The organism is Mesorhizobium sp. WSM4822, assembly GCF_055811155.1.
Window position 1 is genome coordinate 165,125 of sequence record NZ_JBVVQM010000010.1, and the last position, 22,537, is coordinate 187,661.

General features: G+C 62.2%; 21 protein-coding genes and 1 pseudogene. 8 read left to right on the top strand and 14 right to left on the bottom strand.

Annotation, left to right across the window (positions count from 1 at the left end; genetic code table 11):
• Positions 1-50: 50 nt before the first annotated feature.
• The 5 genes and pseudogenes from truB to AC0L3E_RS22945 form a co-directional block, all read left to right on the top strand.
• Positions 51-290 (top strand): annotated as a pseudogene (truB, locus tag AC0L3E_RS22925) (tRNA pseudouridine(55) synthase TruB); the annotation flags it as partial.
• Positions 291-334: 44 nt separating this feature from the next.
• The gene (corA, locus tag AC0L3E_RS22930; RefSeq protein WP_127270701.1) at positions 335-1,429 is read left to right on the top strand and encodes a magnesium/cobalt transporter CorA; all 1,095 of its coding nucleotides are present in this window, start codon (positions 335-337) and stop codon (positions 1,427-1,429) included.
• 140 nt (positions 1,430-1,569) lie between these two features.
• Positions 1,570-1,881, top strand: a complete 312-nt coding sequence (rpsO, locus tag AC0L3E_RS22935; protein WP_269470859.1) for a 30S ribosomal protein S15 — start codon at positions 1,570-1,572, stop codon at positions 1,879-1,881.
• A 276-nt stretch (positions 1,882-2,157) separates the two neighbouring features.
• Positions 2,158-4,305, top strand: a complete 2,148-nt coding sequence (pnp, locus tag AC0L3E_RS22940; protein ID WP_473605678.1) for a polyribonucleotide nucleotidyltransferase — start codon at positions 2,158-2,160, stop codon at positions 4,303-4,305.
• Positions 4,306-4,411: 106 nt separating this feature from the next.
• Positions 4,412-5,431 carry a class I SAM-dependent methyltransferase gene (locus AC0L3E_RS22945; protein WP_128306957.1) on the top strand — a complete coding sequence of 340 codons (1,020 nt, stop codon included), beginning with the start codon at positions 4,412-4,414 and terminating at the stop codon, positions 5,429-5,431.
• Positions 5,432-5,446: 15 nt separating this feature from the next.
• On the opposite strand, the gene AC0L3E_RS22950 is transcribed toward AC0L3E_RS22945, so the two are convergent.
• The 4 genes from AC0L3E_RS22950 to fabA form a co-directional block, all read right to left on the bottom strand.
• A complete protein-coding gene (locus AC0L3E_RS22950) occupies positions 5,447-6,991 on the bottom strand; it encodes a putative bifunctional diguanylate cyclase/phosphodiesterase (RefSeq protein WP_128306956.1) in 1,545 nt (514 codons plus the stop codon).
• Positions 6,992-7,196: 205 nt separating this feature from the next.
• The gene (gene fabI / locus AC0L3E_RS22955; RefSeq protein WP_127267921.1) at positions 7,197-8,009 is read right to left on the bottom strand and encodes an enoyl-ACP reductase FabI; all 813 of its coding nucleotides are present in this window, start codon (positions 8,007-8,009) and stop codon (positions 7,197-7,199) included.
• A 13-nt stretch (positions 8,010-8,022) separates the two neighbouring features.
• On the bottom strand, positions 8,023-9,243 hold the full coding sequence (gene fabB / locus AC0L3E_RS22960) for a beta-ketoacyl-ACP synthase I (RefSeq protein WP_127267922.1): 1,221 nt from the start codon (positions 9,241-9,243) through the stop codon (positions 8,023-8,025).
• 50 nt (positions 9,244-9,293) lie between these two features.
• Positions 9,294-9,809 carry a 3-hydroxyacyl-[acyl-carrier-protein] dehydratase FabA gene (gene fabA, locus AC0L3E_RS22965; protein WP_013527885.1) on the bottom strand — a complete coding sequence of 172 codons (516 nt, stop codon included), beginning with the start codon at positions 9,807-9,809 and terminating at the stop codon, positions 9,294-9,296.
• A 243-nt stretch (positions 9,810-10,052) separates the two neighbouring features.
• On the opposite strand from fabA, the gene irrA reads away from it, so the two are divergent.
• Both irrA and AC0L3E_RS22975 read left to right on the top strand, forming a co-directional pair.
• Positions 10,053-10,484 carry an iron response transcriptional regulator IrrA gene (gene irrA, locus AC0L3E_RS22970; protein ID WP_024503471.1) on the top strand — a complete coding sequence of 144 codons (432 nt, stop codon included), beginning with the start codon at positions 10,053-10,055 and terminating at the stop codon, positions 10,482-10,484.
• Positions 10,485-10,503: 19 nt separating this feature from the next.
• Complete coding sequence (locus AC0L3E_RS22975) at positions 10,504-10,668, top strand: DUF4260 family protein (RefSeq protein ID WP_473605679.1); 165 nt, start codon at positions 10,504-10,506, stop codon at positions 10,666-10,668.
• 68 nt (positions 10,669-10,736) lie between these two features.
• Here AC0L3E_RS22975 and AC0L3E_RS22980 read toward each other — a convergent pair whose 3' ends face one another.
• Complete coding sequence (locus AC0L3E_RS22980; protein WP_128306955.1) at positions 10,737-11,297, bottom strand: SH3 domain-containing protein; 561 nt, start codon at positions 11,295-11,297, stop codon at positions 10,737-10,739.
• A 219-nt stretch (positions 11,298-11,516) separates the two neighbouring features.
• Between AC0L3E_RS22980 and AC0L3E_RS22985 the strand changes: the two genes are divergently transcribed.
• Entirely contained in the window at positions 11,517-12,518 is a 1,002-nt protein-coding gene (locus tag AC0L3E_RS22985) for a 2-hydroxyacid dehydrogenase (protein ID WP_023811391.1), read from the top strand.
• Positions 12,519-12,551: 33 nt separating this feature from the next.
• Here AC0L3E_RS22985 and AC0L3E_RS22990 read toward each other — a convergent pair whose 3' ends face one another.
• The 9 genes from AC0L3E_RS22990 to AC0L3E_RS23030 all read right to left on the bottom strand — a co-directional run bounded on the left by AC0L3E_RS22990 (position 12,552) and on the right by AC0L3E_RS23030 (position 22,485).
• On the bottom strand, positions 12,552-13,040 hold the full coding sequence (locus tag AC0L3E_RS22990) for a GNAT family N-acetyltransferase (RefSeq protein ID WP_128306953.1): 489 nt from the start codon (positions 13,038-13,040) through the stop codon (positions 12,552-12,554).
• Positions 13,041-13,044: 4 nt separating this feature from the next.
• Positions 13,045-13,800: a molybdopterin-synthase adenylyltransferase MoeB gene (locus AC0L3E_RS22995; protein ID WP_473605680.1), complete on the bottom strand. Its 756-nt coding sequence runs from the start codon at positions 13,798-13,800 to the stop codon at positions 13,045-13,047.
• 31 nt (positions 13,801-13,831) lie between these two features.
• On the bottom strand, positions 13,832-14,977 hold the full coding sequence (gene recF, locus AC0L3E_RS23000; protein WP_128306951.1) for a DNA replication/repair protein RecF: 1,146 nt from the start codon (positions 14,975-14,977) through the stop codon (positions 13,832-13,834).
• A 205-nt stretch (positions 14,978-15,182) separates the two neighbouring features.
• Positions 15,183-16,301, bottom strand: coding sequence for a DNA polymerase III subunit beta (dnaN, locus tag AC0L3E_RS23005; RefSeq protein WP_023811387.1), 1,119 nt, complete (start codon positions 16,299-16,301; stop codon positions 15,183-15,185).
• 304 nt (positions 16,302-16,605) lie between these two features.
• Positions 16,606-18,081: a chromosomal replication initiator protein DnaA gene (gene dnaA, locus AC0L3E_RS23010; RefSeq protein ID WP_245463546.1), complete on the bottom strand. Its 1,476-nt coding sequence runs from the start codon at positions 18,079-18,081 to the stop codon at positions 16,606-16,608.
• A gap of 924 nt (positions 18,082-19,005) precedes the next feature.
• Positions 19,006-19,272, bottom strand: a complete 267-nt coding sequence (gene rpsT, locus AC0L3E_RS23015) for a 30S ribosomal protein S20 (RefSeq protein WP_013533694.1) — start codon at positions 19,270-19,272, stop codon at positions 19,006-19,008.
• A gap of 182 nt (positions 19,273-19,454) precedes the next feature.
• Positions 19,455-20,228: an enoyl-CoA hydratase gene (locus AC0L3E_RS23020; protein WP_128287819.1), complete on the bottom strand. Its 774-nt coding sequence runs from the start codon at positions 20,226-20,228 to the stop codon at positions 19,455-19,457.
• 132 nt (positions 20,229-20,360) lie between these two features.
• A complete protein-coding gene (gene mutM, locus AC0L3E_RS23025; protein ID WP_127381306.1) occupies positions 20,361-21,251 on the bottom strand; it encodes a bifunctional DNA-formamidopyrimidine glycosylase/DNA-(apurinic or apyrimidinic site) lyase in 891 nt (296 codons plus the stop codon).
• Positions 21,244-22,485: a phosphopentomutase gene (locus AC0L3E_RS23030; RefSeq protein WP_292564403.1), complete on the bottom strand. Its 1,242-nt coding sequence runs from the start codon at positions 22,483-22,485 to the stop codon at positions 21,244-21,246. The genes mutM and AC0L3E_RS23030 overlap by 8 nt, the downstream gene beginning before the upstream one ends.
• Positions 22,486-22,537: the final 52 nt, after the last annotated feature.

Consider the following 22,537-nt stretch of genomic DNA (forward strand, 5'->3'; position numbering starts at 1 on the left):
CGGTAGCCGCCGACACGGCAGAGGCTGCCGACAAGGTGGAAGTGCCAATCGACTTCGATGCCATCGATGCGCTCCTGGTCGACACATCGGCTGCCCTCGATTGCCTGCCGCAGATCGCCATCAGCGACGATGCGGCGACCAAGATCCGCCTTGGCAACCCAGTCATCATCCGCGGCCGCGATGCACCGGTGGAAGCCGAGGAAGCCTGCGCCACGGCGCGCGGCAAGCTGGTCGCCATCGGTGCCATCGAGCAAGGCATGTTCAAGCCCAAGCGGGTCTTTGCCGGGTGACGGCTCTCGTCTAACTTCAGTTCGACTTTACGCTCGAGGGGCACATGGCAAAGGCCGAAGCGGTGAACAAACGGGCGCCGGTGAAAACGCGCCGGCCGCCGGTCGGTGCGTCGCCTGGCACGCTGATCGCCGACCCCTCGGCGCGTCGCAGCGAACTCAGGCTGACGCTGATCTCGCCCGAAAAATTCAAGACCATCGAAAATGCCAGCATCGACGACCTCAACACCCATTGCGACAAATGGCCGGTCCTCTGGCTCGACTGCACCGGCCTCGCCAACATCCCGCTGATCGAGGAGATCGGCCGCATTTTCAGCCTGCATCCGCTGGCGCTGGAGGACGTCGTCAACACCGGCCAGCGGCCGAAGGTCGACTTCTTCGAGGACCATGCCTTCGTCGTCGTCAGGATGATCGACGACGTCACCTCGCATCGCTATGAGCAGATCGCCGTCTTCTTCGGCAGCAACTTCGTCGTCACCTTCCAGGAGCGGGAAGGCGATCCGTTCGATCCGGTGCGCAAGCGCATCGAAAGTTCGGCGCCCAACCGGCTGCGCGCCCGCGGCGCCGATTACCTCGCCTATGCGCTGATCGATGCCATCGTCGACAGCTACTTTCCGCCGATCGAGGCCGCCGGCGATACGGTCGACAGCATCGAGGACGAGATGCTGCATTCGCCGCACAAGCATCAGATGCGGCAGCTGCATGAATTGCGGCGCGACGCCAACGTGCTGAAAGGCGTGCTTTGGCCAATGCGCGATGCGCTGGCGACGCTGATTCGCAACGACGTGCCCTACGTGAAGGCCGAGACCAAGATCTTCCTCAACGACACGCTCGACCATGCGCTGCGGCTGATCGAACTGGTCGAAACCCAGCGCGACATGCTGACCGGCCTGATCGAGATGCACCTGTCGCTGAGCCAGGCGCGCACCAACGACGTCATCAGCTATCTCACCATCGTATCGGTCATCTTCATGCCGCTCACCTTCCTGGTCGGCATCTGGGGCATGAATTTCGACCCGGAGTCTTCGCCCTGGAACATGCCGGAACTGAAGGCCTATTATGGCTATCCCTTGTCGCTGCTGTTCATGGCGCTTGTCGCGTTCGGGCTGATCGCCTTCTTCAAATGGAAGAAATGGCTTTGACAAGGATAAACCTGCCATTTTGGGCCTGAAAAGCCGGCTGGTGAATTGGGCTGGTGTTTTCCGGGGAATTGCACTATATGCGCCGCAGCATAGCGCTGTGACGCTTTGCTTGCACCGGCCCCTGCTGGACGACATCCCGGCTGAGGGCGACCCGTTTCCTCAAACAGATAAGGAAAAACACGATGTCGATTACTGCCGAGCGCAAACAGGAATTGATGGGTGAATTCGCAACCGCCAAGGGCGATACCGGGTCTCCGGAAGTCCAGGTGGCCATCCTTTCCGAGCGCATCAAGAACCTGACCGACCATTTCAAGGACCACAAGAAGGATAACCATTCCCGCCGTGGTCTGCTTGCTCTCGTCTCTCAGCGCCGCAGCCTGCTTGATTATCTCAAGCGCAAGGACGACGCGCGCTACCAGACGTTGATCGAGAAGCTCGGTCTGCGCCGTTGACGAATTGACCGGCGGGCTTTCGAAGGAGAGCCCGCCGGTCGCGCATTCTGCCAGTCGCATCGACTGGCCAGACCCGGTTTCGATCGTGCAGAGGGCACTCGAAACCGCCCATGGACGGTCATGGGGCAGGATTGCAGGACGCTCGCGCGCGCAGTGCGCCGAAATCACCCGAGCTTCCCGTTGTCTTGCCCGTGGCTGCCCGAGAAAGGAAGCCAGGGAAAGGGCATCCGCGCACCGTGAAACGGCGCGGCCCTTTCCTCATATTAAGGACAAGACATGTTCAATCACCACAAAGTGGAAATCGAATGGGGCGGCCGTCCGCTCATCCTCGAAACCGGCAAGATCGCACGCCAGGCTGACGGCGCGGTGCTCGCCACCTACGGCGAGACCAAGGTTCTCGCCACCGTTGTTTCGATGAAGGAGCCGAAGCCCGGCCTCGATTTCTTCCCGCTGACCGTCAACTACCAGGAAAAGACTTACGCCGCCGGCAAGATCCCGGGTGGCTATTTCAAGCGTGAAGGCCGTCCGAGCGAGAAGGAAACGCTGGTTTCCCGTCTCATCGACCGCCCGATCCGCCCGCTCTTCGCCTCCGGCTACAAGAACGACACGCAGATCGTCGTCACCGTCGTCCAGCATGACCTCGAGAACGATCCCGACATCCTGTCGATCGTGGCCACCTCGGCTGCCCTGACGCTCTCGGGCGTGCCCTTCATGGGCCCGATCGGCGGCGCCCGCGTTGGCTATATCAACGGCGAATACGTGCTCAACCCGCATGTCGACGAGATGCAGGAATCGAAGCTCGACCTGATCGTCGCCGGCACCACCGACGCCGTGCTGATGGTTGAGTCCGAGGCCAAGGAATTGGGCGAAGAGCTGATGCTCGGCGCCGTCATGTTCGGCCACAAGGGCTTCCAGCCGGTCATCGACGCCATCATCAAGCTGGCCGAAGTCGCCGCCAAGGAGCCGCGCGACTTCACCGCGCCGGACTATTCCGCGCTTGAAGCCGAGATGCTGAAGATCGTCGGCGACGAACTCAGCAATGCCTACAAGAACGTCGACAAGCAGAAGCGCTACGCCGCCGTCGACGCCGTCAAGGCGAAGGTCAAGGCAGCGTTTGCCCCGGCAGAAGGCGAAGACGCCAAGTACACTTCCGAGCAGATCGGTTCGGTATTCAAGGAACTCCAGGCCAAGGTCGTGCGCTGGAACATCCTCGACACCGGCTCGCGCATCGATGGCCGTGACCTCAAGACGGTCCGCAAGATCGTTTCCGAAGTCGGCGTCCTGCCGCGCACCCACGGTTCGGCGCTGTTCACCCGCGGCGAGACCCAGGCGCTGGTCGTTGCAACGCTCGGCACCGGCGAGGACGAGCAGTATGTCGATTCGCTGACCGGCATGTACAAGGAGAAGTTCCTTCTTCACTACAACTTCCCTCCCTACTCCGTCGGAGAGACCGGCCGCATGGGTTCGCCGGGCCGTCGCGAAATCGGCCATGGCAAGCTCGCCTGGCGCGCCATTCGCCCGATGCTGCCGAGTGCCGACCAGTTCCCCTACACTCTGCGCGTCGTCTCGGAGATCACCGAGTCCAACGGTTCGTCGTCGATGGCCACCGTCTGCGGCACCTCGCTGGCGCTGATGGATGCCGGCGTGCCGCTGGCAAAGCCGGTCGCCGGTATCGCCATGGGCCTGATCAAGGAAGGCGAGCGTTTCGCCGTTCTGTCCGACATCCTTGGTGATGAGGATCACCTCGGCGACATGGACTTCAAGGTCGCCGGCACCGCGAACGGCATCACCTCGCTGCAGATGGATATCAAGATCGAAGGCATCACCGAGGAGATCATGAAGATCGCGCTGGACCAGGCCAAGGATGGCCGCCAGCACATCCTCGGCGAAATGGCGCATGCTCTGACCGGCGCGCGTTCGGAACTGGGTGAGTTCGCACCGCGCATCGAAGTGATGCACATCCCGACCGACAAGATCCGTGACGTGATCGGCTCGGGCGGCAAGGTGATCCGCGAGATCGTCGAAAAGACCGGCGCCAAGATCAACATCGAGGACGACGGCACGGTCAAGATCGCTTCGTCCAACGCCAAGGAGATCGAGGCGGCGAAGAAGTGGATCCACACCATCGTCGCCGAGCCGGAAGTCGGCGAGATCTACGAAGGCACGGTCGTCAAGACCGCCGACTTCGGCGCTTTCGTCAACTTCTTCGGTCCGCGTGACGGCCTCGTCCACATCTCGCAGCTTGCCAACGATCGGGTCGCCAAGACCTCGGACGTGGTCAAGGAAGGCGACAAGGTCTGGGTCAAGCTGATGGGATTCGACGAGCGCGGCAAGGTCCGCCTGTCGATGAAGGTCGTCGACCAGGCCACCGGCAAGGAACTCGCCCGCGACAAGAAGAGCGAAGGCGAAGAAAACGCCGCCTGAACGTCTTGAGTTCATGAATTGAAGCGGGCGCGGCTTATGTCGCGCCCGTTTTCATTTCAGCCCCGGTTTTCACTTTCAAATCGCCCAGACAAGTCGAGATCGAACAATGTCCGCCGAGCCGTTGAAGACGCTTTTCCATCCCTTCGAGGCCGAGGCTGTTTCTTTGCCGGGAAAGGGCACGCGCGCCCTGTTTCTCGGCGCTGAGCCGGGTTTTCGCCTGCCTGAAGGCTTCGAGGCGACGCTTCACCTCGTGCAGGGCTTCCGGCCGCATTTTAGCGCGCTGCAGGCGTCTGGCTGCGTCGTCACCGCGCAAGTGGAAGGCGATGGCTTCGATATGGCACTTGTGCTTGCCGGCCGGCATCGGGGTCTGAACGAAGTGCGCCTCGCGGAGGCGCTTGAGCGTGTGGCGCCGGGCGGCCTGGTCGTCATTGCCGGCGGCAAGGACGATGGCATTGCCAGCCTGCGCAAGCGGGTCGGCGAACTTGTGCCGCTGGAGGGCCATCTGCCGAAATATCACGGCATCGCCTTCTGGTTACGCCGTCCCGCCGACCTCGCCGCCGCGGAAGAACTGCGCGCCGCCAATCCCGCTCTGCTGGTTGAAAACCGGTTCCGCACCGCGCCCGGCATGTTTTCCTTCGACCGGATCGATACCGGCTCGAAATTGCTGGTCGAGAACCTGCCCAATGATCTGCGTGGCAACATTGCCGATTTCTGCGCCGGCTGGGGGTATCTGGCTGCCGAGATCGCCGTCCGCTCACCGGGCATTTCAGCGCTCGACCTCTATGAGGCCGATTTCGCCTCGCTCGAAGCCGCAAAGCTCCATCTGGCAGGGGTCGGCCAGTCGATCGCCAGGAATTTCTTCTGGATCGATCTGCTGAAGGAACCGGTCGAGAAGCGCTACGACGCGATCGCCATGAACCCGCCCTTTCACCGCAGCCGGGCGGCCGAGCCGGAGATCGGCGCCGGCATGATCCGCGCGGCGGCCAAGGCCTTGAAACCAGGTGGGCGGCTGTTCATGGTCGCCAACCGCCAGCTTCCCTATGAGCCGATCCTGGCGGCCGCTTTTTCGAGCCATGCCGAACTCGCCCGCGACGGCATGTTCAAGGTGCTTGTCGCTCGTCGTTGATACAATGCACCGCGTTCAATGCAGATTGGCGACGCGTCGGACCTCATCGGTGACATGCACGTCGCCGACCCTGATCTTGAGGGGGGCCGGCCTGCCGTACAGGTAGCCTTGCACCACCTCGCAGCCGGCTGCCCTGAGCAGCGTCGCCTGGCTTTCGGTCTCGACGCCTTCGGCAATGATGCTGACGCCGAGCGCGCGCGACAGCCCGACGATGGTCGAGACGACCGCACCCGAGCTGGAATCGGTGTCGAGGCGGCTGACGAAGGACCGGTCGATCTTCAGCTTGCCGAACGAGAAATCGATCAGGTAGCTCAAATTGGAATAGCCGGTGCCGAAATCGTCGACGGCGACCGAGATGCCCATATCCGCAAGCTCCTTCAGGATGGCGGCGGCGCGGTCGCGGTCCTGCATCATCGCTGTCTCGGTCACTTCCAGCTCCAGCCGCGACGGCTTGATGCCAGTGCTCGTCATGGCGTCGCGCACGATACCGACGAAGTCCTTGGTCATGAACTGCACGGGCGAGATGTTGACGGCGACGAAGCAATCGTCGGGCAGATGCCGGGCGTCGCTGCAGGCTTTGCGCAGCACCCATTCGCCGATCGGGCCGATCATGCCGGTTTCCTCGGCGATCGGAATGAACTCCATAGGCGGGATCATGCCGCGTTCCGGATGCCGCCAGCGGATAAGCGCTTCATACCCGACGATGCGGCCGGTCGGGAGATCGAGCTGCGGCTGGTAATGAAGGTCGAAGTCACCACGTTCGAAGGCTATGTGCAGTTCGGATTCGATCCATTGGCGATGGTCGGCGACCCTGCCCATTTCGGCATGGAAGACCGACCAGTTGCCGACGCCGCTGGCGCGCGCGTTCTGCAGCGCCAGATTGGAGCGGCGCAGGATGAGGACCGGATCGACGCCGTCCTTTGGCATCGCCACGATGCCGACCGACAGGCTGACCGATTGCAGGTGCGTACCGAGATCATAGGGCTCCATCATCTCGTCGATGAGCCTCTCTATGGTGCTTTCCAAGGACCCCGAGACTTGATTGTCGGGCAGCAGGATCGCGAATTCACCGGCGCCGATGCGTCCGATCAGCGCGCGCGGTGGCACGCACGTCTTCAAGCGCTTGGTGAAGGCGCGGATCAACTCGTCGCCCTGGCTGTAGCCGATGGCGTCGTTGATCTGCTTGAAGCGGTCGATGTCGATATCGATGAGGAACATCGGCTCGCCGGTCCGGCTGGTCGCGCATGCCGCCTCGGCAATCTTGCCGACCATCGCCGGGCGTGCCACCAGGCCGGTCAGCTTGTCGAAATGGGTTTCCGTGAAGACGAAATCCGCCGATTCATCGACGCCGGCGAAGAAGGACATCGCGGCGACCGACGCCGCCAGTGCGCAAAGAGCGGCCATCACCGAGACCATCATGTCCGCGGAGATGCCGGCAAAACCATCGCCGAGACCGAGCTTCAGGCCCCAGAGCCCGAGGACGAAACTGCCGAGACCCGAACTCGCTATGGTGAGCAGTCGGAACACCGGTGTTCGCTTCGGGTTGCTGACGGCGAGCATTGAAAGTTCCCCTGAGTACGGGGCTTTCTAGCGGATATCTCCTTAAAATGAGTTTCCGCGAATGAATCCAATTTTATTGGACCGAAAGTATTTCTTGAGCGGATCAACGCGCCTGGCGCTGAAACGGATTCAACTGGCGCGCTTAAGCTTCGTGTCTTCAAATGTCGCCATTTTAAAACCGCCGCGCATCTTTGGGCGGCAGGCGTTAGTCTCGTGCGCCGTCGGTCTGCTTCAATTCGTCGAGCGTCGGCATGGAAACGATGTGATAGCCGGAATCGACATAGTGGATTTCGCCGGTAACCCCGGAAGACAGATCCGACAACAGATAAAGTGCCGAGCCACCGACCTCGTCGATGGTCACCGTGCGGCGCAGCGGCGAGTTTCGCTGCTGGTAGGAGAACATGTGGCGCGCATCGGAAATACCGGCGCCGGCGAGCGTGCGCACCGGTCCAGCCGATATGGCGTTCACCCTGATGGCGCGCGGACCGTAGTCGTTCGCAAGATACCGGACACTCGCCTCCAGCCCTGCCTTGGCGACGCCCATGACATTGTAGTTCGGCATGACGCGGACCGACCCCGCATAGGTCAGCGTGATCATCGATCCGCCGTCCTTCATCAAGGTGGCCGCATGGCGGGCGACCTCGGTGAAGGAGTAGCAGGAGATCACCATGGTGCGGACGAAATTGTCCCGGCTGGTGTCGGCGTAGAGGCCTTTCAGCTCGTTCTTGTCGGAAAAGCCAATGGCGTGGACGACGAAATCCAGCCCGCCCCATTCCTTGCCCAGAGTCTCGAACGTGGCCGCGACAGAGGCGCTGTCCTCGACGTCGCACGGCACGACCAGCGAGGCGCCGAGCTTGTCGGCCAGCGGCCTGACCCGGCGTCCGAAGGCATCACCCTGATAGGTGAAGGCGAGTTCCGCGCCATGTTCGGATAATTTCCGGGCGATGCCCCAGGCGATCGAATGATCGTTGGCGACACCCATGACAAGCCCGCGCTTGCCCTTCATCAATCCGTCCATGGCCGGCAAATCCTTATGCGGAATAGCGCTGGAAAACGAGCGTGGCGTTGGTGCCGCCGAAGCCGAACGAATTGGACAAGACAGTGTCGATCCTGGCGTCGTCGATGCGCTTTCGCACGATCGGCATGCCCTCGAATTCGGGGTCGAGGGTCTCGATATGGGCGCTTTCGCCGATGAAGCCGCCCTGCATCATCAGGATCGAATAGATGGATTCCTGCACGCCGGCCGCGCCCAGCGAATGGCCGGTCAGCGACTTCGTCGAGGTGATATACGGCATCTCTGGGCCGAACACCTCGCGGATCGCTCCCATTTCCTTGGAATCTCCCACCGGCGTCGAGGTACCATGGGTGTTGATGTAGTCGACCGGTGTGGAAACCGTGGCCAGCGCCTGGCGCATGCAGCGGACTGCGCCCTCGCCTGAAGGGGCAACCATGTCGTGACCATCCGACGTCGCGCCATAGCCAACGATCTCGGCATAGATTTTCGCGCCGCGCGCTTTGGCATGCTCAAGCTCTTCCAGCACCAGCACCCCGGCGCCGCCGGCGATGACGAAGCCGTCGCGATTGGCGTCATAGGCGCGGGAAGCGGTCGATGCGTTGTCGTTGAATTTCGACGACATGGCGCCCATGGCGTCGAACAGGTCCGACATCGTCCAGTCGAGATCCTCGTGGCCGCCGGCAAAGATGATGTCCTGCTTGCCCCACTGGATCAATTCATAGCCATTGCCGATGCAATGCGCCGAGGTCGAACAGGCCGACGAGATCGAGTAGTTGACGCCGTGGATCTTGAACCAGGTGGCAAGCGTCGCCGATGCGGTCGACGACATTGCCTTCGGCACCGCGAACGGACCGATGCGCTTGGGACTGCCGTTCTTCAGCGTCGTTTCGGCAGCTTCGACGATGGTGCGGGTGGATGGTCCGCCCGATCCCATGACGATGCCGGTGCGCTCATTGGTGATGTCGCTCTCGCCGAGGCCCGCATCCGCGATCGCCTGATCCATGGCGACATGGTTCCAGGCAGCCCCCTGGCTCAGGAAGCGCATCGCACGGCGGTCGATCATGGCCGATGGATCGAGCGTCGGCGCTCCCCAGACCTGGCAGCGGAAGCCGTGTTCGGCGAAGGAATCGGAGAAGCTGATGCCGGATCTGGCGTCATGCAGAGAGGTCTGCACCTCGTTGGCATTGTTGCCGATCGACGACACAATGCCGATGCCTGTGACTACGACACGTCTCATTCGCAACTCCTTCCAGGGGTGCTGGCCAGAGAGCTGGCCAGGGATGCCGGTCAGCCAACCGCCGACTGCTTGGACAGACCGACTTTCAAATCCGTTGCCGCGTATATGGGTTCGCCATCCGCCTTCAGCCAGCCATCGGCGATGCCGAGCACCAGCCGGCCCCGCATCACGCGCTTGAAGTCGATGCCATATTCGACCTTCTTCACCGAGGGCGTGACCATGCCCTTGAATTTCACTTCACCGGTCGACAGCGCCATCCCCTTGCCGGGTTCGCCCAGCCAGCCAAGATAGAAGCCCGTCAATTGCCACATGGCGTCGAGGCCGAGGCACCCCGGCATGATCGGATTGCCGATGAAATGGCAGGCAAAGAACCACAGGTCCGGCTTGATGTCGAACTCCGCGCGGATGAAACCCTTCTCGAAGGCGCCGCCCGTCTCGCTGATCTCGGTGATGCGGTCGAACATCAGCATCGGCGGATAGGGAAGCTGGGCGTTGCCCGGTCCGAACAGTTCGCCGCGGGCGCAGGCCAGCAATTCGTCGTACTCGTAGCTGGATTTACCCGCCATCAATCTCATCCCCATATCGTTCCGGGCTATCGGGTGCCCTTGTCGTTGGTTTCCTAACACAATCTGTTTCAGGCCGGAAACCGGCGTTTGCGCTTAGCCTGCTCGTCTGCCTGGGTCAATGCGCGCTATTGATCGCATTCGGACGACAGAATATATGTCCTGAGAGGTCCGGTTTCGGCAGACGTTCATTTTTTTGCCATTCTGGGCGTGTCTTGGGGCGGAACTGTGGGGTTCGACGAGAAGATGGACCTGGACGGCCGGAAGGAAAATGTCGCTGTGGACAAGCGGGTCCGTGAAGCTGGCCTGAGGCCGACGCGTCAGCGCATTGCGCTGGCCGATCTGCTTTTCGCCAAGGGCGACCGGCATCTGTCGGCCGAGGAACTGCACGAGGAGGCGGTTGCCGCCGGCGTGCCGGTGTCGCTGGCCACCGTCTACAATGCCCTTCACCAGTTTACCCAGGCGGGACTTTTGCGCATCCTCGCCGTGGAGGGCGCGAAAACCTATTTCGACACCAACACCTCCGACCACCACCATTTCTACATCGAAGGCGAAAACCGCATATTCGACATCGACAGTGGTCCGGTGACGGTCGCCAACCTGCCGGAGCCGCCGGAAGGGATGGAGATCGCCAATGTCGATATCGTGGTAAGGCTGCGCCCCAAACGCCGCGAATGACCGGCGAGGCCCCCTTACCGTGCCCGTGCTGTTGTTGCTCAGCGGGCACATGTGGGGCAATGCGGCCGCGATGGCGGTTGCGCTGATCTGGATCGCGCACATCGCCATCGACCGTGCGCTGGCCTATGGCCTGAAGCTGCCAACCGGCTTTCAGGACACCCATCTCGGCCGTATCGGGCGCTAGGCTGACCTGAATTTCAACACACCCAAACCGGGCCGTGAAGGATCGGGGTTAAGATTCTGGGTCAAGAATCAGTCCTTGACCCGTTCGCCGGGATAGGCGCCCCAGACGATCGACTGGGCAAGCCAGCCTGTGTGGCCATCGAATGTCATTTCGCACCACTGGCCGTCGCAGGATTTGATCGTGCCCATGACGCCCGGCTCGACCATCGCGACCACCCTTGCGTCCTTGTTGGGGCTGTTGAGAAGATTGATCTGGGCACCCTTGCCGCGCTGCCACGGGGCAACGATTGCAGTGCGCCGGCCGGAAAGCAGCGACTGGTTGATCCAGCCTTCCGAACCATCGGCATCGCGCACGCGGCGCCATGTGTCGAATTCCTGGATGATCTCCATCGGCAGGCCGGCCTTCATATACATCCAGTCGACCGAGTAGTTGGCCCCGGGACCGACGCGCGAGTTGACACGGCCGGATTTCAGGCTGACGAAGCGCGGCAGCGGCAGGCCACTCGGACCAAGCGTGACGACGCCCTGGGCAGGTGCTGCGGCACTCTGCGCGGCCACAAGCGGAGAATAAAGCAGAGCGCCGAGAAATGCTGCGCTGAGGGTCAGGCGAAGCGACGCGAAACCAGACACTTTCATTCCTTTCGGCGCTTGCCCATCGGCCTCGGCGCCCCTTTTTCTTTGTCTTCGGCGGCACCGCTTGTTACAGGGAGTAATCGGCACCGCGACCGGCTTTCAGTTTCGCCGGTCTTGGTTAAAGAGGTCTCAACGAGATCGGGTTAGAAGCAATTCCAGCAAAAGTGTGATGCGGTTTTGCGTTCGGAATTGCGGCAAGTACTCGGGAGGGAAACAATGGCAGGCAAAAAGAAGCCTCTCGTCGTCATCACGCGAAAGCTGCCCGACCCGGTCGAGACCCGCATGCGCGAGTTGTTCGACGCAAGGCTGAATGTCGAGGACCGGCCGATGACGCAGCCGGAACTGGTCGCGGCAGTCAAGGAGGCCGACGTGCTGGTGCCGACGGTAACCGACCAGATCGACGCCGCACTGATCGCCCAGGCAGGCGACAACCTCAAGCTGATCGCCAATTTCGGCAATGGCGTCGACAAGATCGATGTCGCGGCCGCGGCCAAGAGGGGCATCACCGTCACCAACACGCCGAATGTCCTGACCGAAGACACCGCCGACATGACCATGGCGCTGATGCTGGCGGTGCCGCGGCGGCTGGCGGAAGGTGCCAATGTGCTCACCGGTGACAAGAAATGGGCTGGCTGGTCGCCGACCTGGATGCTGGGCCGGCGCATCTGGGGCAAGCGGCTCGGCATTGTCGGCATGGGGCGAATCGGCACCGCCGTCGCCAGACGGGCCAAGGCCTTCGGCCTGTCGATCCACTACCACAACCGCCACCGCGTGCTGCCGGCCGTAGAGGACGGGCTGGAGGCGACCTATTGGGAAAGCCTGGACCAGATGCTGGCCCGCATGGATATCATCTCGGTCAACTGTCCCTCGACGCCGGCAACCTTCCATCTGCTTTCGGCGCGGCGGCTGGCGCTGCTGCAGCCCACCGCCTATGTCGTCAACACCGCGCGCGGCGACATCATCGACGAGGAAGCGCTGGTCAAGCTGATCCAGGACGGCAAGATCGCCGGGGCCGGCCTCGACGTCTACGAGCATGAGCCGGCTTTGAACAGCAAGCTGCTGAAGCTCGCCGCCAAGAACAAGGTCGTGCTTTTGCCGCATATGGGCTCGGCGACGCTCGAGGGCCGCATCGATATGGGCGAGAAGGTCATCATCAATATCCGTGCCTTCGTCGACGGCCACCGCCCGCCGGATCGGGTGCTGCCGCTCAGGACCTGACGCTGTCGCGGCCCACAAACCGTAAGATAAACCTTACGAGATAGCTTTGCGCATGGTGATCGAGGTCGGCCTGGCATAGCCCTCATGCGCCGTCCGTTCAGTTTCGCGAAAGCCGAGGCGAGCAAAGGCCTCATGATTCCCGGTCAGCTCGATCCGCGTCTGAAGCGCGACGGCGGCCTTGCCGCGGCTACGGGCAAGGTCTTCGACTGCCTGCATCAGCCGCCGGCCAATGCCTTGTCCCTGGCGGTCCGGCGCGACCGCGAACTTGCCGACATAAAGGTCCGCCGCCCTCTCAAGGGCAAAGACGCAGCCGACGATCCTGTCGCCCTGCACCGCCACGAAGCCGGTCTCCAGCCGCGCCTTGTCGCTCAGGGTGTCGGCGGTCAGATGGTGGGCCGAGGAGGGCGGGTCGACAACGCTGTCCATCGAAGCGAAAGCGCGCATGATCAATGCGAGCACATCGTCCCAACGGTCGAAATCGGTCGGGATCCGCGTGATGGAGACAGCTTCGTTCCGGTCCAAGAATTCAGCTTCTCTTGTAGCGGATGGTGTCGAAGCGCGCTGCCAGCGCATCATAGAGCAGCAGCCGGCCGACCAGCGGCTCGCCAATGCCGGTGATCAGCTTGATCGCCTCCATGGCCTGCAGCGTGCCGACGACGCCGGTCAGCGCGCCAAGCACGCCGGCTTCGGCGCAGGACGGCACCAGGCCCGGAGGCGGCGCCTCGGGAAACAGATCGCGATAGCTTGGGTTGGGCTTGCCGTCCTTGGCGTCTTCGAATGGCTTCAGCACCGTCACCGAACCATCGAAGCGTCCGACGGCGGCATGCACCAGCGGCTTGCCTTCGCTCGCGCAGGCATCGGCCACGGCATAGCGCGTTTCGAAATTGTCGGAACCGTCGACGACGATGTCATAGCGGGCGACGAGGGCGGGCGCATTGTCCGTGGTCAGCCGGAACGTATGCGGTTCGACTGTGGTGTTGGGATTGATGCGAGCGATTGCCGCCTTGGCGCTATCGGTCTTCAGCAGGCCGACAGTGTCGGTACCGTGAATGACCTGGCGCTGCAGGTTGGACAGCGAAACGGTGTCGTCATCGACCACGCCGAGTGTGCCGACGCCGGCGGCGGCAAGATATTCAAGCACCGGCGCGCCCAGTCCGCCAGCGCCGATGACCAGCACCCGGGCCTGTTTCAGCCTTTGCTGGCCGGCGCCGCCGATCTCCGGCAGCACGATGTGGCGGGCATAGCGTTCGATCTCGTCTGCGGTCAGGGCGGCAGTGGTCATTGCCTGATCATACAGGGACGGAAAAACCTTGTCAGGGGCCTTCGGTTGGCCCAACCGTCCCATGGTCGACAGTCAGGAATTGCGCGCGTCCCTGGAGACTGGAAAACAGCGCAGCATCGGTTCCTGTCATGAACGCCTGGCAGTTCAGTTCCTCCAGGATGGAGAACAGCGCCGCGCGCCGCCGGCTGTCGAGATGCGCGGCGATCTCGTCGAGCAGCAGGATCGGCGTCATGCCCGACATTTCGCCGGTCAGCCTTGCGTGCGACAGCACGATGCCGACCAGCAGTGCCTTCTGCTCGCCGGTCGAGCAGAGTTCGGCCGGCATCGCCTTGGGGCGGTGTCGAACCACCAGATCCGAACGGTGCGGGCCGTCGAGGGTGCGCCCGGCGGCGCGATCGCGCTCACGGCCCTCGGCAAGCGTCCGACGGAAGCGTTCCTCGACATCGACCGCCGGCGCGGCGGCGATTTCGGCTTCCAGATCGCCCGAAAGGCCGATATCGGCCCGCGGAAATGGTCCCGTGTCGGGCAGCCTGTCGATCATGGTGGCGAGCAGCCGCACCATTTCGGCCCGCGCCGCGGCTATCGCCACACCGGTTTCGGCCATCTGCGTCTCGATAGCGTCGAACCAGCGGTCGTCCCGGGAGTTTTCGGTAAGCAGCCGGTTACGACCGCGCATAGCCTTCTCGTAGTCGATCGCACGTTGCCCGTGCCCGGGATCGATCGCCAGCACGAGCCGATCGAGAAATCGCCGGCGATCCGCGGCCGGTCCGGTGAACAACGCGTCCATGGCTGGCGTCAGCCACACCACGCGCAGCCATTCCAGCATGTCCTCGGCCGAGCGCGCCGACGCTCCGTTGATGCGCACCCGCCTGCCGCCTTCGCCGGCGGTGTCGCCGCCGGAAATGCCTGTTCCGATCTCGACCTGGCCGTCAGGTCCGTCGAGCCGGGCATGCAATGCAAAGCCGCCGTCGCCGCCGTCGCGTGCGACATCCACGTAAGGGGCGCGGCGCAAACCACGCCCCGGTGTCAAAAGGGAGATTGCTTCGAGGAGATTGGTCTTGCCGGCGCCGTTGTCGCCGGAAAAAACCACGGCACCTGGCGCCAGATCGATCGTCAGCGCCGCGTAGTTTCGGAAATTGGTAAGTGTAAGCTTACTTATGTGGTTCTGTGCCGGCAACCGCTATCCGCCTATAGAGCGTTCCATCGTTTCACGGAAACGCAAAACCAATCTATCTCTTTGTTTTAACGCAATTCCCAAGGGAAAGCGCTATGCGCTTTTCCCGGGAAAACCGCTTCACACTTTTCCTGGAATTGCTCTAGAAGTTGCCGTAAATATCGCGCTTGCCGGTCCACAACAGGACCGAAGTGCTGACACCGCGCCGCTACACCCGCATCGGCATCAGCACATAGAGTGCGGTCTCGTCGGCCATGTCGTGGATCAGCGTCGGCGAGCCGGCGTCGGCCAGCATGAACTTGGCTTCCGTGCCGGTCAGTTGCGCGGCAACGTCGAGCAGGTACTTGGCGTTGAAGCCGATCTCGATCGGATCGGATGAATAGTCGGCGGACAGCTCTTCGGTGGCGCTGCCTGAATCGGGATTGTTGACCGCAAGCGTCACCTGACCCTCGCTGATCGACAGCTTCACCGCGCGGCCGCGTTCGGAAGAGATGGTCGAGACGCGATCGACAGCGGCGGCAAAACTCTGGCGGTCGATGATCAGCTTCTTGTCGTTGCCGGTCGGAATGACCCGCTGATAGTCGGGGAAGGTGCCGTCGATCAGCTTCGAGGTCAAAACCACGCTGCCGATCGTGAAGCGGATCTTGGTGTCCGACAGTTCGGTGGTGACCGCGACATCCGGATCGTCGACGAGCTTCTGCAGCTCGCTCACCGTCTTGCGCGGAATGATGATGCCCGGCATGCCTTCGGAACCCGCTGGCGCATCGATCTCGGCGCGCGCCAGGCGGTGGCCGTCGGTCGCTACCGAGCGCAGCTTCAACTTGCCGCCGACCTCATGCGTGTGCAGATAGATGCCGTTCAGGTAATAACGCGTCTCCTCGGTGGAGATGGCGAATTGGGTCTTCTCGATCAGGCCTTTCAGGGCAACCGAGTCGAGACGGAAGATATGCGAGAACGATCCGGCCGAGAGCTCCGGGAAGTCGGATTGCGGCAGGCACTGAAGGCGGAAGCTCGAGCGGCCGGACGTCACCGTCATGGCGTTGCCGTCCTCGTCCGTCTTCAGCATCACCTCGGCGCCATCGGCAAGCTTGCGCACGATGTCGTAGAGCAGATGTGCCGGGACTGTCGTCGCCCCGCCGCGCTCCACCTTGGCGGGTGTCGCTTCGGTCACCTCGAGGTCGAGATCGGTCGCCTTCATTTCAAGGCTGGCGCCTTCGGCGCTGAGCAGCACGTTGGACAGGATCGGTATGGTGTTTCGCCGCTCGACCACACGATGGACGTGGTTGAGCGACTTCAGGAGATTTGACCGTTCCAGGATAACACGCATGACGAAACAGGCTCGCTTGAATGAATGACGGGTCACCAGTGAGCGGCGTCCCGCGAAAGGTCTGAACAGGCTCAGAATCTGCGTAAACTGACAGGAAAAAACCAGCAAACGCAAGCCCGCGCCAACGGTTCAGGCCGGCTACGCGGGCTTTCTGGGGATAACGCGCCCGAAGTCCGCGAGCCAGTGTCGTAAAACCGAAATCCAGATCGCTTCCAGGCGGCGCCACGAGCCCGATCCAGGCCCAGCGCCGCACTGGCAAGCCATTGAATTCCGGTATTGTTCCGGCTCAGCCATCCCCGGAGGATCAGGCCTGGTCGTTGATCAACCGCCTCAGAAGCTCAAGTTCCTGCGCCAGCGTGTTGTCGTTGCCGGAAAGGTCCTCGATTTTGCGCACGGCATGCAGCACCGTGGTGTGATCGCGGCCGCCGAAACGCCGTCCGATCTCGGGTAGCGAGCGCGGCGTCATCACCTTCGACAGGTACATGGCGACCTGCCGCGGCTTGACGATGGTGCGCGTGCGCCGGTTGGACAGCAATTCGGTCTTCGACACATTGTAGTGACGCGCCACGATGCGCTGGATGTCCTCGATACGGACACGCTTCGGCTCGCCGGTGCGATAGATGTGGCCGAGGATTTCGTCGATCCGGTCGATGGTGATCTGCGGCTCGAAGGATTGACGGAACAAAAGCTGATTGAAGGCGCCTTCCAACTCGCGTCCGCTGCCGGTCACGGTGCGGGCGACGTGATTGAGGATCTCCTCCGAAATGTCGAGCGATGCGTCGTCCCCCCTGGCCGTGGCAAGGCGCAATTTGAGCATGCCGAGGCGCATGGCAAAATCGGGCGCCGACATTTCAAGCGCGACACCGCCATTGAGGCGCGAACGGACCCGCGGTTCGAGCGATTCCAGTTCCGATGGCGGCCGGTCGGCGGCGACGACGACCTGCTTGGCGCTGTCGAGCAGCATGTTGATGAGGTGGCAGAATTCATGCTGGATCGACTTGCCCTGCAGAAACTGCATGTCGTCGATGATGAGCAGGTCGATGTCGCGCAGCTGTTCCTTGAGCGTCAGCGCGTTGTTGTCGCGGATCGCGGTGGCAAAGCGCCACATGAAATACTCGGCCGTGAGATAGACGACGCGCGACTTGGGGTTCTGCTTCAGCGATTCCGCAGCGATGGCCTGCAGCAAATGTGTCTTGCCGAGCCCGACGGTTGCGTGAAGGAAAAGCGGATTGAAGCGCACTGCGCTCGATTGCGATTCCGCTACCGCCTTGGCGGCGGCGAAGGCCACCCGGTTCGACGGTCCCTCGATGAAGGACCCGAACGTGTAGCGCGGATCGAGCGGCGACCCCAGCACGTTGTGGCGAAATTCGCTCTCGATCGGTGTGCCCGGACGCGGAGCCGGTGCGCGCTCCACCCGGCTGGGGCTGACTGTGCCGGCGGCAAGTGCCGTCTGCGTCTGCCGTGTCATCTTGCTGCGTGCTGGCGTTACCTCTGGCTCGGCCTGGCTGCGTCCCTGACGGGTTGCCGTGCGCACGACGATGTCGATCTTGAGGAGATCGGCATCCTCCTGCTTCCACAGCTCGGAAATGAGGTCGAGATAGTGGCCGTTGATCCATGAGCGTAGGAAGGCGGTAGGCACGGAGATGCGGACGATGCCCTTGGAAGCCTCGGCGACCTTCATGCGGCCAAACCAGCTCGAATAGACTTCGGTTCCCAGGCGCGCCTTCAACTGGGTCTTGACCCGGTCGAATTTCTGTTCCGCGTCGCTGGACACCGCCATGTCGTTTGCTCCGATCAAAGTTCCAGGAAATGGGAGGTCGCCCGTAAGTTCCCTTTCAATGCCGCTCTGCATGATCTTTTCCTTGTCCTTCCGTACCTGTTTTCCACCGGGGATGCGCCTCCTGCATCCGGTTCCGGCGACCTAAGTCTTTGCTACGATGTCCGCTGCCGCCGCCGGCAGATGAACGTCGCCCATTATCCGCGGGAACCGGTGCCGGCCCATGGAAGCCAGTCCGCGTTGGGATGTCAGGGCAATACAACACCGTCCGGCGAAAAGAGCGCCGGCGCGCCGTCTACCTGCCATGTCTAGTTACGCCAGTCCCCTACCGTATCGAAAAAGACAAACCAAAGCCGTCCGCGGACTTGATCCGCGTTGCAAATCCCGCCAATTTAAGCTGGCCGATTCAGGCTTGGGTTAAGAGCCAGAGCCCGTCCCTTTCGATAGATCGACACTACCGAAATCGCTGTGGATAGGGCAAGGCCACGTCTAACGGATTTTTAAGGAATCTGGTTAGTGGAGGCGGGTTCGAGTGGCGTGCCGCGACGGCACATTTTAACAAAGCCATTGTGATTCAAACCCTTTTCCGGCGAATATGAAAAACCGGGCGCTGACAGAAATATTCTGAAATAATTCGCTTGACAGCGACTTCTCCCCGATCGGGCCGGTCCGGTGTGGACAAGCTGTGGATCACCATCTGTAAGTCACTGAAAGATATAAGCTATTTCTGACAGTTAAGAATCTTTAGGTCGGCCGTTTCAAGCATGCCGATCACCAGCAGGCATGCATATGCCGGCAAACTATTCCTAATTGTGAAATGCCGCATAAGACGCCGTTTCCGGACATTCTTTTTAAGTGCTTGCCGGCAAACGAAAAAACCCGGCACAAACGGCCGGGTTCGAAGAACGTCAGTCTAGGCAAGTAATGTCAGGCCGACAGTACCTTGACCCGCTGAGCCAGTCGCGACACCTTGCGGGACGCCGTGTTCTTGTGGATCACGCCCTTGGTCGCGGCACGCATCAATTCCGGCTCCGCGATCTTGAAGGCAGCCTGTGCGGCAGCCTTGTCACCGGAGGCAAGCGCCTCTTCGACCTGGCGGATATAGGTGCGGACGCGCGAGCGGCGGTTCTTGTTGATCGCTGCGCGGCGGACGATCTTGCGCGTTGCCTTTTTGGCCGAGGATGTATTGGCCATGATGCCTCTCTTCTGATCTGGTCGGCGCATGCGGGATGCCGCAGGGCGCAAAAAACAAACGGGCAGCCACGGGGCCGCCTCGGTTGGTGCGGCTTATAGTTCAGCTTTTCCGGCGCGTCAACGCTGCCCGGCCTTCTTTTTGGCGGCCAGCAGCCATCTTCTTCGCAGCAAAGGGATTGGCGTCAGCGGTTGGTGAAATTCGGCTTCCGCTTCTCGGCAAAGGCCGCCATGCCTTCCTTCTGATCATCCAGTGCAAACAGCGAGTGAAACAGCCGGCGCTCGAACCGCAATCCCTCGGCAAGCGTCGTCTCGAAGGCGCGGTTGACAGCCTCCTTCGCCATCATCACCGATGGTAGCGAGAAAGCGGCGATCTTGGCCGCGGCCTTCAGCGCCTCCTCGACAAGCTCGCCGGCAGGCACCACCCGCGACACCAGGCCAGAACGCTCGGCTTCGGCGGCATCCATCATCCGCCCGGTCAGGCACATGTCCATCGCTTTCGACTTGCCGACGAAGCGGGTCAGCCTTTGTGACCCGCCCATGCCTGGAATGACGCCGAGGGTGATCTCGGGCTGGCCGAATTTGGCCGTGTCGGCGGCGATAATGAAATCGCACATCATCGCCAACTCGCAGCCGCCGCCGAGTGCATAGCCCGCCACTGCCGCGATAATAGGCTTTCGCGCCCGCGTCAGTTCCTCCCAGCCGACGAAGAAGTCTTGGGCGTAGGCGTCCGCGTAGGAGATGGACTGCATCTCCTTGATATCGGCGCCGGCGGCGAAAGCCTTTTCGGAACCGGTGATGACCATGGCACCGATACCTGGATCGGCGCTGAACCCATTCACGGCTGCCACCACTTCGGTCAGAATCTGCGAATTCAGCGCGTTGAGCGCCTGCGGCCTGTTCAGCGTGATCAGCCCGACCTTGCCGCGCGTCTCGGTGATGATCGTCTCATAGGCCATGGCTGCTTCTCCTTGCTCACGCTCGCCTAGAGCGGTTCATCGTTTCTCGGAAACGCAGAACCGCTCCATCTCTCTGTCTTGACGCAATTCCGAACGGGAAACCGTTCCCACTTTTCCTGGAACTACTCTGACTCATCGCTGACATGTCCGGCAATAAAAGGTCGATCGGCCGCTCTGCACGACACGTTCGATGTGGCCGCCGCAGCCGGGTTTGGAACAGGCCTCTCCCTCGCGGTCGTAGACGGCGAAGGCGTGCTGGAAATAGCCCAGCGACCCATCGGTCTGCATATAGTCCCGCAGTGAGGACCCGCCGGCTGCGATCGCATCCGATATCACCGAACGAATGGCTTGCGCGAGGTGTTCGCTTTGGGCCTGGGCTTTCTTTCCGGGCCTGGCGATCGTGCCCGCCTCACGCAGCGGCGACAGGCCGGCGCGCCACAACGCCTCCGACACATAGATGTTGCCGAGCCCGGCGATCAGCCTCTGGTCGAGAAGCGCTGCCTTCAGCGGTGATCGCCGCCCCTTCATCAATGAGGCGAGCAGCGCACCGTCCAATGTGTTGCCGGTTGGCTCGACGCCAAGTCCAGCCAGCATCGGATGAACGTCCGGCAGCCCTTCCGCAAACAACATGAAGCCGAAGCGGCGCGGATCATTGAAGATCACGCGGGACCGGGCACCGGCCGGAGACACGACATGGAAGACGACGTGGTCGTGATTGGAGCTCTTCGAGCGGTCGTGCCGGAAGATGCCGGGCATGTCGCTGCCATCGGCCGTCTCGATGCGGAATGAGCCCGACATGCCGAGATGGCAGATCAGCACGGGCCCGCCTTCCAGGTCCATCGTCAGATACTTGGCCCGGCGGCCGAGTGCCGTGATCGTCTTGCCGGTCAGCCGCTGCGCGAATTTCTCGGGAAATGGAAAGCGCAGATCCGGTCGGCGCGCCTCGACGCGGGCGATGGTGGCGCCTTCCAGAACCGGCTGCAGTCCGCGCCGGACGGTTTCGACCTCCGGCAATTCAGGCATGACCGCCGATCGCCGTATAGAAAGAAGTGCCGTAGCGGCCGGGCGCCATCCCGAGATGCTCGGCCACGGTCTCGCCAATGTCGGCGAATGTCGTTCTCAGTCCGATGTCGCCGCCCTTGAGACCCGGTCCAGTGCCGATCACCGGAATGCGCTCGCGCGTGTGATCGGTCCCGCCCCAGGTCGGGTCGTTGCCGTGGTCGGCCGTCAGGATGAGAAGATCGCCCTGCCGCAGCCTCGCAAATGCCTCCGGCAGCCGCAGGTCGAAGGCCTCGAGCGCGGCAGCATAGCCTGCGACATCGCGGCGGTGACCGAATTCGGTGTCGAAGTCGACGAAATTGGCGAAGACGAGGTCACCGTCGCCGGCATCATCCATCGCACCCAGCGCCTCGTCGAACATCGCCATGTTGCCTGCCGCCTTGCGCACTTGCGAAATTCCGCGATGGGCGAAGATGTCGCCGATCTTGCCGACGGCGATGACACGGCTGCCACGTGCCGTCAGCCGGTCGAGCAGGGTCGGTTCCGGCGGGGGCACGGCGTAATCATGACGGTTGTATGTCCGCTCGAAAGTGGCGGTGGTTTCGCCGACGAACGGCCGCGCGATCACCCGTCCGATCCTCAGCGGGTCAACCAGCCTGCGCACCACCTGGCAGAATTCATAAAGCCGGTCGAGGCCGAAATGGACTTCATGCGCGGCGATTTGCAGGACCGAGTCGACCGACGTGTAGCAGATCGGCTTGCCGGTCCGGATGTGCTCCTCGCCGAAGCGCTCGATGATCTCGGTGCCCGGCGCATGGCAATTGCCGAGAATGCCCGGCACCTTGCCTTCGCGAATGATCGCCTCGGTCAGTTCGGCCGGAAAGGCCGGAACCGTATCCGGGAAATAGCCCCAGTCGAGGCGCACCGGCAGGCCGGCGATTTCCCAATGACCGGATGGTGTATCCTTGCCGCTCGAAACCTCCTGTGCGGCGCCGTGAAAGGCAGTTGGGAGCAGATCCGCCCCGCTGTTGGCAAACCCCAGTCCCGTCGCGGTTTCGGCGGCCTTGCCAAGCCCGAGCGACGCCATGTGAGGGACAAACAGCGGTCCACTGCGAAGCCCTTCGCGATCCGCACGGCCCTCCGCACAGGCCTCTGCGATGTGCGCGAATGTGTTGGCGCCGGCGTCACCGTAGCGGTCGGCGTCGGCCGCGCCGCCGATGCCGAAGGAATCCAGAACGAAGAGGAAAGCGCGCGCCATCGAGTTGTTGCCAGTTTGACCGACCAGACATAGGGTTCCGCGACTTCATTGG

Coding starts and splice junctions, on each gene's coding strand:
- AC0L3E_RS22985 (WP_023811391.1), top strand. CDS start 11,517: ATGGCAGGCAAAAAGAAGCCTCTCGTCGTCATCACGCGAAAGCTGCCC.
- rpsT (WP_013533694.1), bottom strand. CDS start 19,272: ATGGCCAATACATCCTCGGCCAAAAAGGCAACGCGCAAGATCGTCCGC.
- dnaN (WP_023811387.1), bottom strand. CDS start 16,301: ATGCGTGTTATCCTGGAACGGTCAAATCTCCTGAAGTCGCTCAACCAC.
- dnaA (WP_245463546.1), bottom strand. CDS start 18,081: ATGGCGGTGTCCAGCGACGCGGAACAGAAATTCGACCGGGTCAAGACC.
- AC0L3E_RS22950 (WP_128306956.1), bottom strand. CDS start 6,991: ATGCTCGCCGTCAGCAACCCGAAGCGAACACCGGTGTTCCGACTGCTC.
- fabI (WP_127267921.1), bottom strand. CDS start 8,009: ATGGACGGATTGATGAAGGGCAAGCGCGGGCTTGTCATGGGTGTCGCC.
- fabA (WP_013527885.1), bottom strand. CDS start 9,809: ATGGCGGGTAAATCCAGCTACGAGTACGACGAATTGCTGGCCTGCGCC.
- AC0L3E_RS22995 (WP_473605680.1), bottom strand. CDS start 13,800: ATGACCACTGCCGCCCTGACCGCAGACGAGATCGAACGCTATGCCCGC.
- AC0L3E_RS23020 (WP_128287819.1), bottom strand. CDS start 20,228: ATGGCCTATGAGACGATCATCACCGAGACGCGCGGCAAGGTCGGGCTG.
- irrA (WP_024503471.1), top strand. CDS start 10,053: ATGGACCTGGACGGCCGGAAGGAAAATGTCGCTGTGGACAAGCGGGTC.
- AC0L3E_RS23030 (WP_292564403.1), bottom strand. CDS start 22,485: ATGGCGCGCGCTTTCCTCTTCGTTCTGGATTCCTTCGGCATCGGCGGC.
- fabB (WP_127267922.1), bottom strand. CDS start 9,243: ATGAGACGTGTCGTAGTCACAGGCATCGGCATTGTGTCGTCGATCGGC.
- mutM (WP_127381306.1), bottom strand. CDS start 21,251: ATGCCTGAATTGCCGGAGGTCGAAACCGTCCGGCGCGGACTGCAGCCG.
- corA (WP_127270701.1), top strand. CDS start 335: ATGGCAAAGGCCGAAGCGGTGAACAAACGGGCGCCGGTGAAAACGCGC.
- pnp (WP_473605678.1), top strand. CDS start 2,158: ATGTTCAATCACCACAAAGTGGAAATCGAATGGGGCGGCCGTCCGCTC.
- AC0L3E_RS22945 (WP_128306957.1), top strand. CDS start 4,412: ATGTCCGCCGAGCCGTTGAAGACGCTTTTCCATCCCTTCGAGGCCGAG.